Raw genomic sequence first — 14,278 nt, forward strand, 5'->3', positions numbered from 1 at the left:
CAAGACGGCGGAAGGTAACGAACATGAAACGGAAGCCGATGACGACCGATCCCGTGCGCGCAGCCACGCTGAGCGATGTCGCCCGCCGCGCCGGCGTCTCGATCGCCACGGCGTCGAAGGCGCTCAACGGTCGCGGTGACGTCGCCGCGGGGACGCGGCAGCGCGTCATGGAGGCCGCGGCAGAGCTCGCCTTCACCCCCAACGCCATGGCGCGCGGTCTGCTGGCCGGGCGCACCGGCACGGTGGGCCTGCTGACCAACGACCTCGACGGTCGTTTCGTGATCCCCATCCTGATGGGCGCGGAGGACGCGTTCGGGGCGGGGCAGATCAACGTCTTCCTGTGCGATGCACGCGGAGACGCGATCCGCGAACAGCACCACCTGCGCGCGCTGTTGAGTCGCCGGGTCGACGGCATCATCGTCGTGGGGCGCCAGACCGACCCCCGTCCCTCGCTGGGACAGGAGCTGCCGGTGCCCGTCGTCTACGCATACTCCCCGTCCGACGACCCCCGGGATCTCTCGCTCACCCCGGACAATTACTCGGGCGGGCGCCTGGCGATCGAGCACCTGCTGGCCTGCGGTCGGCGCCGCATCGCCCATATCTCGGGCGACCCGTCATACGCCGCCGCCCAGGACCGCCTGGCCGGGGCCCGTGCGGCACTCGCGGCGGCGGGGCTGGACTTCGTCGGCGAGCCGATGTTCGCCGCGTGGAACGAGCACTGGGGCCGCGACGCGGCCGCGATCCTGCTGGAGCGGCATCCCGAGGTGGATGCCGTGTTCTGCGGTTCCGACCAGATCGCCCGCGGTGTCCTCGACACCGCGCGCGACTTCGGCCGCGACGTTCCGGGCGATCTCGCGGTCATCGGATACGACGACTGGGAATTGCTCACCGAGAACGCCCGACCTCCCCTCACGAGCATCAACGCCAACCTCCAGCAGCTCGGCCGACAGGCCGCGCAGCGGGTCTTCGATGCGATCGACGGCGTCGACGTCGGCGCCGGGACGCACCCCATGCCGGTCAAGCTCGTCATCCGCGCATCCACCATCGCGCGGCGATGATTTTCGGAATTCCCCCCCCGTTTTCGGTGATGTTTCGAAATTACCGAAAAGGATTGCGAAACATTCTCCGCTCTCGGTAGCGTGCCTCCCACGCACCCGCTGCTCATCGACGAGCAGCGCCGAGAGGAACAGACACAGTGGACTGCAATCCGACGACCCCCCGTCGCGTCGGGCGTTCCGCGATCGCCGCAGCGGCGATCGCGACGGTGCTGGCAACGACCTTCGTGGTCGCGCCGGCGAACGCCGCCAACACCGACATCGGCTACCCGACGTTCTCGGGAAGCCCGACCCCCGTCCCCGACACGGGAGTGACCTACACCCCCGGTAACCAGCTGCAGAGGATCTTCGACGCCGACCTCGCCGCCGGCGCGGGCTCCAGCGCGTCGAGCGACTTCTGGATGGATGAGATGCTCGCGCGCACCGGCGACGCGGGAAGCTTCGGCGACAACAACCAGTGGTTGTTCACGCGCGGACGCGCCGCCTTCATGAAAGAGCACAACCCCGCGGCCCTCGGCTTCGGCGGGCAGCTCGCGTATTGGGAGGCCATCGACGGACGCTCCGGGTACACGATCACCGCCCGTGTCGGCGGGAACGAGGTCGGCCTGACCGAGGACGTCGCTCAGCGCAAGCAGACGCCCAGCTACTGGCGGAGCGTCCACCGCGGCGGTGGCATCGAGGTCGTGCAGACGAAGTTCATCACCGACGCCAACGTGCTCGTCACCAGCCTCGAAGTGCGCTCGACCGGCGGGGCCGTCGACGTCGAGCTCGTGGCATCCTCCCCCTATGCGCTGACCGCCGAGGGCGACGAACTGGTCGGCCACGTTCAGGCGCTGAACGACCTCACGAAGCTGTCGCCCCGTTTCTCGGGTGACGGGTTCGCCCCCGCGGGCGAGACACTCACTCGCACGCTGTCGGTGCCCGCCGGGGGCTCGGCCACCGCGAAGGTGCAGCTCGGCCTCGTCACCGACGAGATCGCCGCCTCCCGTACCGACTATGACGCGACCCGGGCCCAGTCCGCGGGTGAGGCGTACACCGCGCACGTCACCGCGTACAACAAGTGGTGGGCCGACAACGTGCCCTACCTCGACACCCCCGAAGACAACATCGACAAGACGCTCTACTACCGCTGGTGGCTGATGCGATACAACTTCCTCGACGCCGACATGCCGGGCAACACCTACCAGTTCCCGGTCGCCATGGAGGGTGTGCTCGGGTACAACAACTCGATCGTGCTCACCACGGGCATGTTCATCGACGACCTGAAGTACTTCCGCGACCCCATCTACTCATACGGTCCGTGGGTCTCGACGGGCGAGACGAGCAAGAGCTATAAGTTCGTCGACAACCCCGGCGACCCCGCCAACTGGTCGAACAGCTACACCCAGTACATCTCCGAAGCCGCGTTGCGCTCCTACCAGCTGCACGGCGGGCCGACCGCGATCGCGAAGAACCTCGCCGAGTACGCCGAGGACGACGTGAAGGGTCTCGTCGACGCCTACGACTTCAACAAGAACGGCCTGATCGAATACAACTGGGGCGCGATGACGGGCAACGACGCGGATGCCGTGTCGTTCCACTGGAAGGGCGGCTACCAGGACCGCACCGAGAACGCGTACCTCTACTCCAACGCCCTCGCCGCGGCCGAGGCGTACCGCACGGCCGGCGACACCGCCAAGGCCGACGAGATGCAGGCGTTCGCGGAGAACATCAAGACCCAGGTCATGAAGGTCCTGTGGAACCCGGACCGCAAGCTCCTCGAGCACGCCATGGCGAACAACGGCGAGCACGTGCCGTGGAAGGAGATCAACAACTACTACCCGTTCTCGGTGGGCCTGGTGCCCAAGCCCGGCGACGCAGACTACAACGACGATTACGTCGAGGCGCTGCGCCTGTTCGCCGACGACAAGCAGTACCCGATCTTCCCCTTCTACACCGCGAACCAGGCCGACCAGGCGGCGTACAACGCCACCGGCGGCCAGGGCAGCAACAACTTCTCGGTCATCAACTCCACGGTGACCTTCCGGATGCTGTCGAAGGTGCTGCGCGACTACCCCACCGACGCGATCGACGCCGAGTGGTACAAGAAGCTGCTGTATTGGAACGCGTGGTCGCACTACCAGAACGGCGGCGACAACCGTCTGCCCGACCAGAACGAGTTCTGGGCGAACGGTTCCGCCGACCCCCAGAAGATCGACTACCGTTCCTGGATCCACCACACGATCCTCGGCGCGACGAACTTCACCATGATCGAGGACGCCATGGGTGTGCGCACCCGCAGTGACGCCAAGATCGAGCTCGACCCGATCGATATCGGCTGGGACCACTTCACCGCGAACAACATCCGCTACCGCGACCGCGACCTGACGGTCACCTGGGACGCCCCCGGTGGCGAGCGGCACTACGGCGACGACGTGCCCGAGGGATACTCCGTCTTCCTCGACGGCACGCTCGCCTTCACCGTCGACAAGCTGTCGCACGTGGTCTACGACCCCGCCAGCGGCACCGTGGAGGTCGTCGAAGGTGACGCGAAGGTCACCACCGCCGCGGCATCCGCGGTGAAGGCCCCGCAGGACGTGCGCTTCGCGGATGACGCCCGCGTCGTCGACCTGTTCGCCAAGGCGGGCGCCGACGTGCGCACCGAGAGCACCGGCAGCGCCAACCTCGCCGCCACCGCGACCGCCTCGTTCTCGGCCGCGGGCCGGGAGCCCGCCGCCGCCGTCAACGGCACGACGATCAACGAGCCCTTCTGGGGCACGGCGGGTTCGCCGAACGCCAAGGACTCCCTGACCGTCGAGCTCGGCGGTGAGAAGACGTTCGACGATGTCCGCACGTACTTCTACGACAGCTCCTCCACGGCTACGGCGGCCGGCTACACCGAGCCCTCGGTGTACACCCTCGAGGTGCGCCGGAACGGCCAGTGGTCGACGATCCCGCAGCAGGCTCGCACCCCCGCCTACCCGCGGGCCAACTACAACCACGTGCAGTTCCCGGAGGTCACCGGCGACGCCGTGCGCCTCACGGCGACGCACGCCGCGGGCGCCAAGACGGGGGTGAAGGAACTGCAGGTGTTCTCCACGGGCATCGCCGCTCCGGCATCCACGAACCAGGCACCACTGGTCACGGCGTGGCAGGACAGGCAGGCCTCGGCCGGCGGGTCGGCGGCGCTCGTGGGCACGGTGAAGGACGACGGTCTGCCCGGCGGCGAGCTCAGCGCACGCTGGAGCGTGGTGAGCGCCCCGCAGGATGCGACGGTTCTCTTCGACGACGCCACGGCGGCCTCCACCACCGCTCGTTTCTCGGCCAAGGGCGAGTACGTGCTGCGGCTGTCGGCGACCGACGGCGAGCAGACCTCTGAGACCGATGTGACCGTGCAGGGAGACGTGGCGACCCAGGGAGCCAACGTCGCACCCGATGCGACCCCGACCGCCTCGTTCACCGCGGGCTGGAACAAGGTCGGTGCGGTCAACGACGGCAAGATCCTCTACAACGGCGGCGCCAGCACCGACGTCTGGGGCACCTGGGCCGGCGGAGACAACCCCGCCACCCGATGGGTGCAGTACGACTGGAACGAACCGCAGCGCGTGTCGGGTGTCGAGATGAACTTCTGGTCCGACCAGGGCGACCCCGCGTCGAACCAGGGCGTGAACGTCCCGAGCGCATGGAAGGTGCAGTACTGGGATGGCGCCGCGTGGGCGGACGTGCCGGACGCGTCGGAGTACACCCTCGAGCGGAGCGCGCCCAACACCGTCACCTTCGGTGCCGTGACGACGACGCGCGTGCGCGCCACGCTCTCGGCCACCGGCTCGGGGTCGACGTTCGCCGGCGTGGCCGTCAGCGAATGGAAGGTCTTCGCCGACGCCCCCGTCTCGATCGAACCCATCGACGTCCGCACCGCCGTGGGCACGAAGCCGGAGCTCCCGGCGACGGTGGATGCCACGTTCTCGGACGGCAGCCACGCCGACCTCGCGGTCACGTGGGCCGAGGTCGCCGACGCGCAGGTCGCCGGCGAGGGGAGCTTCCCCCTCTCGGGCATCGTCCCGGGCTCGCCGGTCGCCGCCAAGGCCACGGTGTGGGTGCGTGCGACGCCTCCCGGCCAGATCAACCAGGTGGATGCCGTGACCACGCGCACCCTGCCGGGTGTCGCACCGGTGCTGCCCGAGACCGTGGGCGTGCTGTTCAACGACGGCTCGCGCCAGGACCTCCCGGTCACGTGGAACGCGGTGGACGCCGCGTCCTACGCATCGTCGGGCACGTTCACCGTGGAGGGAACCGTGCAGAGCGATCTGCCCGGCACCAAGGCCGCCTCGGCCGCGGTGACCGTCGACGGCGGAAGCACCGACACGAAGGCGCCGACCGTGGCGCTGCAGGTGTCGCCGGCCGCCCCCGGGTCGGGCTGGTACACCCAGGCGGTCACGGTGAACGTCACCGCCACCGACGACCGGGATCCCGCTCCCCGCGTCGAGGTGCGCGTCGGTCAGGGCGAATGGACGGCCTACACCGCCGCGGTGTCGGTGAGCGACGACGGGTCGCACGTCGTGCAGGCACGGGCGACCGACGCCGCGGGCAACACGTCGCCGGTCGCGGCGCAGACCGTGCGCATCGACACCACGGCTCCGGCCCTCGAGGTCACGGCCGACGCGGTCTCGCGCACGGTCAAGGCGACCGCGACGGACGCCGGTTCGGGAGTCGCCTCGATCGAGTACCGGCTGAACGGCGGCGTCTGGTCGACCCTGTCCGGCACCGTGCTCGTCGGGCTCGACGAGACGAAGGTCGAGGTGCGGGCCACCGACAAGGCGGGCAAGGTCTCCGCGGTCGTCGAGAAGACGGTGCCGAAGGCCGACGGCACGCAGAAGCGCAACGTCGCCCTGCTCGCGACGCCCACGGCATCCGGAACCGCCGGATGGAACAGGGTGACCGGCCTGAACGACGACGTGCAGCCCACCGCATCGGGCGACGTCACGCCGAACGACAACCCCAACGTGTGGGGAGTGTGGCCGGCCGTCACCGACCAGTGGGTGCAGTACGACTGGAAGGAGCCGGTGCGCATCGGCGAGCTGGGCGTGTACTTCGTGTCGAACATCGACGCGCAGGGCCTCGGCATCGACGTCCCCGCCGCCTGGAAGGCCGAGTACTGGGATGCCGCGACCAACGCGTGGGTCCCGGTGAAGAACGCGGGGGCGTACGGCACCGCGAAGGACACCTACAACGCGGTCTCGTTCGAGCCGGTGACCACGACGAAGCTCCGTCTCGCGCTCGACCCGGTCGGTACCGAGCAGGGCAAGGGCAGCGTCGGCATCAAGGAATGGCAGGTGTGGGAGGCTCCCGAGGCGTCTGCACCCGCTCTCGACGTCGCCGTGAGCGCGGCCAGTCGAGCCATCGCGGGGAAGGCGTACGTGATCGCGACCGCGAAGAACACCGACGACGTCCCCGTCGATCTCGTCTTCACCAGCGCCTACGGGACGAAGACGGTGAAGGGCGTCCAGCCCGGAAAGACGGTGAGCGCGTCGTTCAACTCGCGGGCGGCGAGCATCCCCGCGGGAACCGCCACGGTGACGGCGAGTGCCACGGTCGGCGGTGCGCCGGTGACCGAGACGTTCGAAGCGCCGTACGGCGCACTGAACTGACAGGAGGGGAACGGGGGTGGGTTCGTCCCATCCCCGTTCCCCCTCGTTCCGATCGCGAGCCACAGCCCCTCCTTTCCCTCTCCCTCCCGGATGCCCGCGCCCGACTCGCGCGGAGCGCCCTGGAGAGGAGCACCACTCCAGACCCCGACGCGACATTTCCTCGAAGGAAGCTCATGACCAGACACACCGCTCGTCGGCTCCTGTCGGCATCCGCCGCCGCGAGCCTCGTGGCAGGCCTCCTGGCGCTGACACCCGTCAGCCCCGCGGCCGCCCTTCCCAACCCCCTGCTCGGCGACGGGTCGGTGTACTCCGCCGACCCGGCAACCCTCGTCGTCGATGACACGCTGTACGTCTACGCCGGCCGCGACGAAGCGGGCCCGACGACGAACGACTTCATCATGAACGAGTGGCAGTCGTTCTCGACGACCGACGTCGAGGGCGGCCAGTGGGAGAACCACCCGGCGCTGATGCGGCCGGAGCAGGTGTTCTCGTGGGCGACCCCCGGGCGTGCCTACGCGGGCCAGGTCGTGCAGGGCGCCGACGACCGTTTCTACTGGTACGTGCCCGTGCACGAGGCCGGGAGCACCTCCGTCGACCCGTTCGGCATCGGCATCGCCGTGTCCGACACCCCCTCGGGGCCGTGGACCGACTACGCCGGTGGTCCGATCGTGTCGCAGAAGATCCTCGGCAATGACGCCCACAACATCGACCCCACCGTGTACGTCGCCGACGACGGCCGTGTGTGGATGTATTGGGGCAGCTTCAGCCGCCTGTTCGGTGTCGAACTGGCATCCGACATGAAGACGCTCATCGGCACGCCGACCGAGATCCGCAGCGGTGTCGACGGGTTCTTCGAGGCCGCCTGGCTGTTCGAGCGCAACGACACGTACTACCTGGCCTACGCGGCGAACACCGCGGGCCCCGACAGCTGGTGCACCCCCGCGGTGTACCACGCGTGCATCGCCTACTCCACGGCGCCGACGCCGATGGGGCCGTGGACCTCGCAGGGCCGCGTCCTCGCGCCGGTGTCGTCGACGACGAGCCACCCCGCCATCACCGAGTTCAAGGGAGAGTGGTACATGGCGTACCACACCGCCGATGCGGTCGGCGGGAACCACTTCCGCCGCTCGGTCGCCGTCGACAAGGTCGAGTGGGACGACTCGGTGACACCCGCGCGGATGAAGCCGGTCGTGACCACGCCGGTCCGCGACGACGACGCGACCCCGTCGCAGAACGTGGCGCCGTGGGCGACGGCATCCGCCTCCAACGAGCCGATCCCGGTGCAGTACTGGATCGCGGCGCTCAACGACGGGATCGTCCGTCCGAACCCGCTGCCGCCGGACATGTGGGGCTCATACGCGGCGGACCGCCCCGCAAGCCAGTGGGTGCAGTACGACTGGGCGGAACCGGTACGCGTCGATCGCTCGTCGATCCAGTTCTGGAGCGATCGCGAGCCCGGGACCGGGGACGGCGTCTCGGCCCCCGCATCCTGGTCGCTGCAGTACTGGGACCAGGGTCGCTGGAACGACGTGCAGAACCCCAGCGGCTACCCCACGACGGTGCGGCAGATGCACGAGGTGACCTTCACCCCGGTGACGACGACGCGCCTGCGGGCCGTGATGAACGCCGCCCCCGGCACGTCCACGCCCGTGAAGTACTCGGCCCTCGCTGTGGAGGAGTGGTCGGTCGCGACCGTCGCCGCCGACGGCTTCGAGCCGGCCACCACCCGCACGCTCGTGGGTGAGGCTCCCGAACTGCCCGAGACCGTCGCGCTCGTCTACGGCGCCGACCGCGTGGCCGCGCCCGTGAAGTGGGATGCCGTCGACCCCGCGTCGTACGCGACGACCGGCACCTTCACGGTCGCCGGTACCGCGCAGGGCTACGCCGCCGGGCGCGTCGAGGCGACCGTGACGGTCGTCGGCGCCGACACCTCGCCGGACACCGTTGCCCCGGAGGTCGGCATCGAACTGCGCGGACCGAAGGGTGCCGGCGAGTGGTACGTCGGGCCCGTGACCGCGCGGGTCACCGCCAGCGACGACCGCGATGTGCGCTCGCGCATCTCGGTGGGGATCGACGGCGGGGCCCTGACGGACACCGCCGACGTGCGCCGCGTCGACACCGTCGTGGCCGTCGACGGCTCGCACACCGTGATCGCGCGGGCGACGGATGCCGCCGGCAACTCCTCGGCCGACGCCACGGCCGCGTTCCGTATCGATGCGACGGCCCCTCGGGTGACCGCGCAGCTCGACGCCACCGCGCGCACCGTGTCGGCGACGGCGACCGACGGAGGCTCCGGTCTCGCCGGGCTCGAGTACGCGATCGACGAGTCCGCCGCCTGGAAGCCGCTCACGGGGGCGGTGGCTGCGCCCAGTGTGGAGCGGCACGTCGTCTTCGTGCGGGCCACGGATGCGGCCGGCAACGTCTCGACGCCGACGGCGACCACCATCCCGCGCTCGCCCGACGCGCCGTTGACCGGCAACGTGGCGCGCTTCGCGACCCCGACCGCGTCGTCGGCCTCGGGCTGGGCGCCCGTCGACAACGTCATGGACGGGTCGACCACGACCGGTTGGGGCACCTGGCCCCGGGTCGGGGAGCAGTGGGTGCAGCTCAGCTGGGAGCGCCCGGTGCGGCTCGATCGCGCGGGTGTGCAGTTCGGACGGGATGCCGCCGACGCCGCGAACGCCGGACTCATCCCCCCGCGGTCGTGGGTACTGCAGTACCGCGACGCCGCCGGCGCCTGGCGCGACGTCGACACCGACGACACGTACGCCCGGTCATCGGACGCCGTGAACGAGATCACTTTCGCCGCGGTCGAGACGACCGCTCTGCGCGCGCTCATGCAGTCGTGGGGTGCGCAGGAGGGTCAGGGTTCCGCCGCGATCCAGGAGTTCGAGGCGTGGGCCGCTGAGGCGCCCGCTCCGACGCTGGTGATCGAGTCGTCGGCCTCGACGCGGATGATCGCGGGCAAGGCGTACGTGATCGCGACCGCGAAGAACAGCGATGACGTCGCCGTCGATCTGGTCTTCACCAGTGCGTACGGGACCAAGACGGTCACGGGCGTGCAGCCGGGGAAGACGGTGAGTGCGTCGTTCACCTCGAGGAAGTCGTCGATACCCGCGGGAGTGGTCACGGTGGCGGCCAGTGCCACCGTCGACGGCGCGCAGGTCACCGAGACCTTCGAGGCATCGTACGGCGCCCAGAACTGACGTCCCGGGGAGGGGGCGGGTTCGCCTGCCCCCTCCCCTCACCTCCCCGACACGAATCCCCCGATCCGCTCGATGAAGAGAAGAGACCGCCCATGACCCCCATCGATCCCCCCGTCCTCACCCGGCGCGCCCTGCTCGGATCGAGCGCCGTGGGTGGCCTCCTCGCCGCCTCGGGCGCGCTCTCGGCGTCGCCCGCCACAGCCGCCGCACCCGCGGCATCCGCCTTCCGCCTGCCGGGACTCCAGCACTCGGCCGCGGTCGTCCGGGCCGCGGCCCGCGAGGTCGCGCCCGACGCCTGGACACTGCAGCCGTTCCCGCTGAGCGCGGTCACCCTCGGGCAGAGCGTCTTCACCCGTGCGCAAAAGCAGGCTCTGATCCTCAACCGCGCCTACTCCGTCGACGCCCTGCTGGCGGTGTTCCGCCGCAATGCGGGGCTCGACACCCGCGGCGCGACACCGCCGGGCGGATGGGAGGAGTTCGGTCCGGCTCCCGACGATCAGCGCTGGGGACCGTCGGAGTACCGCGCAGGACAGAACGTGCGCGGCGCGGGCGGACTGCTGCGGGGGCACTTCGCCGGGCATTTCCTCAGCGGCCTCTCGATGGCGTACGCGTCGACGGGCGAGGGCGCGCTCGCGCAGAAGGTCGGAGCCTTCGTCGCGGGTCTCGAGGAGTGCCGGGTCGCTCTGGCCGCACAGAAGGTCGGTACGGCGTCGAGGTACTCGCATCCGGGCTTCCTCTCCGCATACGGAGAATGGCAGTTCTCGGCACTCGAGAATTACGCACCCTACGGCGAGATCTGGGCGCCGTACTACACGCTGCACAAGATCGTGGCGGGACTGCTCGACGCGCACGCCTACACGGGGAACACCCTCGCGCTGACCCTGGCCGAGGGGATCGGCCACTGGGTGTACTCCCGGCTGTCGAAGTGCGCCCCGGCGCAGCTGCAGAGAATGTGGTCGCTCTACATCGCGGGCGAGTGCGGCGGCATGAACGACGTGCTCGTCGAGCTCTACTGGCGGTCCACGGACCCCGCCCGCGAGGAGTTCCTTCAGGCGGCGAAGCTGTTCACCTACGACGCCCTGGTCGACGCGTGCGCCGCCGATCGCGACACGCTCGACGGCCGGCACGCCAACCAGTACATCCCCACCTTTTCGGGATACCTGAAGCTCTACGACCAGACGGGTGAGGAGCGCTACCGCACGGCCGTGACGAACCTCTTCGGCATGGTCGTCCCGGGCCGTGCCTACGCCCACGGCGGCACGGGCGAGGGCGAGCTGTGGGGCCCGGCCGACGCGGTCGCCGGCGACATCGGCAAGCGGAACGCGGAGTCGTGCGCCGCGTACAACATGCTCAAGATCGCGCGCTCGCTCTTCCTGCACGACCAGGACCCGGCCTACATGGACTACTACGAGCGCACGGTGCTCAACCACATCCTCGGCGGACGCCGCGACGCCGAGTCGACCATCAGTCCGGAGAACTGCTACATGTTCCCGGTCAATCCCGGTACCCGCAAGGAGTACGGCGACGGCAACATCGGCACGTGCTGCGGCGGCACCGCCCTCGAGAGCCACGTGAAGTACCAGGACACGATCTACTTCCGCTCGAAAGCGGGGGACGCGCTCTTCGTCAACCTCTACATCGCGTCGACCGTCGACTGGGCGGAGAAGGGGCTCACGCTCGTGCAGACGTCGTCGTACCCCGAGGCCGACACCTCGACGCTCGAGTTCACCAGCGCCCCGGCGGGTTCGTTCACGCTGCACGTGCGCATTCCCGCGTGGGCGCGCGGAGCGACCGTCAGCATCAACGGCGAGCGGACGGATGCCGACACGGCGCCCGGCACGTACGTCGCCCTCACCCGCTCGTGGGCGACGGGCGACAAGGTCGCCGTCACCATTCCGCTCAGCCTGCGCGCCGAGCCCACCCCCGACCGCCGCGACATCCAGGCGCTCGTCTACGGCCCGGTCGTGCTGACGGCCATCGACTCGTCCACGCGGTACGCGAGCCTGGCGCTCTCGTCGAAGGCCGGCCTCGACGGCTCGATCAGCCGGGGCGTCACCCGGCGCAGCGGCAACGTCTTCGAGATCGACGGGCGCACGTTCGAGCCCGCCTATTCGGGGAGAGACGTGGCGTACCACATGTACTTCCAGCGATCCGAGCCCACCGTCGCCTTCGCCGGCGTCGACTCGAAGGTGCGCAATCCGACACGCGGTCAGGGCGGGCCGAGCCTTCTCGAAGAGGTCTGGGCGAAGGCGCCGTTCGCCGATCGGACGGCCTTCCTGGATGCCGTGCGCTCGGTGTCGCAATCGTTCACCGACGCGAACCTGCTCACCGCCCGCGACCGCCAGAAGGTGCTGCTCGCTGCCGGCCGTGCCCCGATCGACGCGTGAGAACGAGAGGCCCCATCATGCACGCACCTCGTTTCGTCTCCCGGGCGTTCGTCGCCCTCGTCACGCTCGCCCTCGCCCTCGGGACATCCGCGGCGATCCCATCGCCCGTCGCCGCCGAGACGCCGGGCAACATCGCCGTCGCCTCCGGCGAGCACGCCCCCGACGTCGCGGTCAGCTACGTCCCGCCGTGGAACTCCGCCGCTGCCCTCAACGACGGCGCATCGAGGCCCACCGACAGCCTGAACGCGATGTGGGGCACGTGGGGCGCCAGTCCGGTCCCCGACACCGACGTCGCGACCTACACCTGGGACACCCCGGTGACGGTGTCGGCATCCACTCTCTTCCTCTGGCAGAACGCCGGGGTCGGTGACGGCGGCGTGCGCGTCCCCGCGGGATGGTCGCTGGAGTATCAGGATGCCGCCGGCGAGTGGGCGCCCGTGCGCGGCGACGCCGTTGCCTACCCGCTGCCCGCTTTCGACCCGGCCGCGCCCAAGACCTCGCTCGCTCCCGTGTCGGTTGCGTTCGACGCGGTCACGACTCGGGCGCTGCGGCTCGTCCTCGAGCGGCAGGTCGTGAACGGCTCGCCCCACGCGACGAGCGTGATCGAGTGGGAGGTGACGGGCGTCGCGGCTCCCGACGAGCCCGACCCCGAGCCGAGCGACGGGTTCGTGGCGGCGGAAGACGTCGCCGTGCGCACCCTCACGGGCGTGCTGCCCGCGCTGCCGTCCCGCATTTGGGTGGTGGGTGCCGACACGCCCCTGCGCGAGGCCGCCGTCACCTGGGATGCCGTGACCCCGGCGAACGTCGCGCAGCCCGGCACCCTCGCGGTCACCGGACGGGTGAGCGGGTACGAGGGCCAGACGGTCGCGGCCACCGTGTTCGTCGCCGACGCGTTCTCGCAGACGACGACCTCGATCGACTACACCTCGGTGATCACCGCTCCGGGAGTGGCTCCCGTGCTGCCCGCCACCGTGCGCGCCGCGTTCGACGACGGCACGGCCGCAAGCGGCGTTCCCGTCACCTGGGACCCCGTCGCGCCGGAGGCCTATGCCGATGCCGAGGCGATGTTCGACGTGTCGGGAACCGTCGCGGGCTTCTCCGCGGGGGCACTCGCGACCGTGTTCGTCATCGCCCCGGTCGATCAGACGACACCCCTGGTCTCCATCGCCTTCGACGCCGCTCCCGAGGGCTCCGGCTGGTACATCATGACCCCGAAGGCGGTCGTGACGGCCCAGAGGACCGCCGCCGACATCGCCTCGATCGAGGTCAGTCTCGACGGGGGCACGACGTGGCGGCCCTACACCGAGCCGGTGGCGGTAGACGTCCAGGGAGAGGTCACCGTCCGCGCACGCGCCACGGCGACCGACGGCGCCGTCGGCGAGGCGCGGGCGAGTGCGAAGGTCGACACCGTCGCACCGGTCACCGAGGACCGGATCGAGGTGGTCGACGGGGTTTCCGCCCTCGTGACGCTCTCGCCGACCGACGCCCAGCCCGGTTCGGGTCTGTCGCGCACGGTCTGGTCGGACGGACCGGATGCCGACCCTGCGGGTGCGTCGAACAACATGTTCGCCACCTACGAGAAGCCGTTCTCGGTGGAGCTGACCGACGCCCCGCGCTTCGTGCACGTGCGATCTCAAGACGCCGCCGGCAACGAGGAATCGACCCGGACGATCACGCTTCCACCGCGCACGACGACACCCGTTCTCGAGATCGAGTCGTCGGCGGTGACGCGGATGATCGCCGGTAAGGCCTACGTGATCGCAACGGTGAAGAACACCGACGATGTCGCGGTCGACCTGGTCTTCACGAGCGCGTACGGCTCGAAGACGGTCATGGGTGTCCAGCCGGGGAAGTCGGTGAGCGCATCCTTCTCTTCGCGAGCGGCGACCGTCCCCGCCGGACAGGTGCTCATCGGGGCCACCGCCGTCGTGGGTGGGCAGGAGGTGTCGGTGGAGCGAACGGCCGACTACCGCGCGCTCTGACGAGACGGCCGGGTCGAGGTC

At 70.0% G+C, this 14,278-nt stretch carries 5 protein-coding genes; all 5 read left to right on the plus strand.

Annotated features, from left to right (window positions below):
• The first annotated feature begins 23 nt into the window (after window positions 1-23).
• The 5 genes from ACXKZF_RS00345 to ACXKZF_RS00365 all read left to right on the plus strand — a co-directional run bounded on the left by ACXKZF_RS00345 (window position 24) and on the right by ACXKZF_RS00365 (window position 14,257).
• The gene (locus ACXKZF_RS00345) at window positions 24-1,058 is read left to right on the plus strand and encodes a LacI family DNA-binding transcriptional regulator (protein ID WP_235561221.1); all 1,035 of its coding nucleotides are present in this window, start codon (window positions 24-26) and stop codon (window positions 1,056-1,058) included.
• A gap of 137 nt (window positions 1,059-1,195) precedes the next feature.
• On the plus strand, window positions 1,196-6,682 hold the full coding sequence (locus ACXKZF_RS00350) for an Ig-like domain-containing protein (protein ID WP_488985013.1): 5,487 nt from the start codon (window positions 1,196-1,198) through the stop codon (window positions 6,680-6,682).
• Window positions 6,683-6,855: 173 nt separating this feature from the next.
• A complete protein-coding gene (locus ACXKZF_RS00355; protein WP_488985014.1) occupies window positions 6,856-9,888 on the plus strand; it encodes a family 43 glycosylhydrolase in 3,033 nt (1,010 codons plus the stop codon).
• Window positions 9,889-9,980: 92 nt separating this feature from the next.
• Window positions 9,981-12,275, plus strand: a complete 2,295-nt coding sequence (locus tag ACXKZF_RS00360) for a beta-L-arabinofuranosidase domain-containing protein (RefSeq protein WP_488985015.1) — start codon at window positions 9,981-9,983, stop codon at window positions 12,273-12,275.
• Window positions 12,276-12,292: 17 nt separating this feature from the next.
• Window positions 12,293-14,257 carry an Ig-like domain-containing protein gene (locus ACXKZF_RS00365; protein WP_488985016.1) on the plus strand — a complete coding sequence of 655 codons (1,965 nt, stop codon included), beginning with the start codon at window positions 12,293-12,295 and terminating at the stop codon, window positions 14,255-14,257.
• Window positions 14,258-14,278: the final 21 nt, after the last annotated feature.

Source organism: Microbacterium sp. ABR10, assembly GCF_057812175.1.

What these genes read in the sequence shown, in the direction of transcription:
- ACXKZF_RS00355 (WP_488985014.1), top strand. Translation starts at nt 6,856, where the DNA reads ATGACCAGACACACCGCTCGTCGGCTCCTGTCGGCATCCGCCGCCGCG.
- ACXKZF_RS00360 (WP_488985015.1), top strand. Translation starts at nt 9,981, where the DNA reads ATGACCCCCATCGATCCCCCCGTCCTCACCCGGCGCGCCCTGCTCGGA.
- ACXKZF_RS00365 (WP_488985016.1), top strand. Translation starts at nt 12,293, where the DNA reads ATGCACGCACCTCGTTTCGTCTCCCGGGCGTTCGTCGCCCTCGTCACG.
- ACXKZF_RS00345 (WP_235561221.1), top strand. Translation starts at nt 24, where the DNA reads ATGAAACGGAAGCCGATGACGACCGATCCCGTGCGCGCAGCCACGCTG.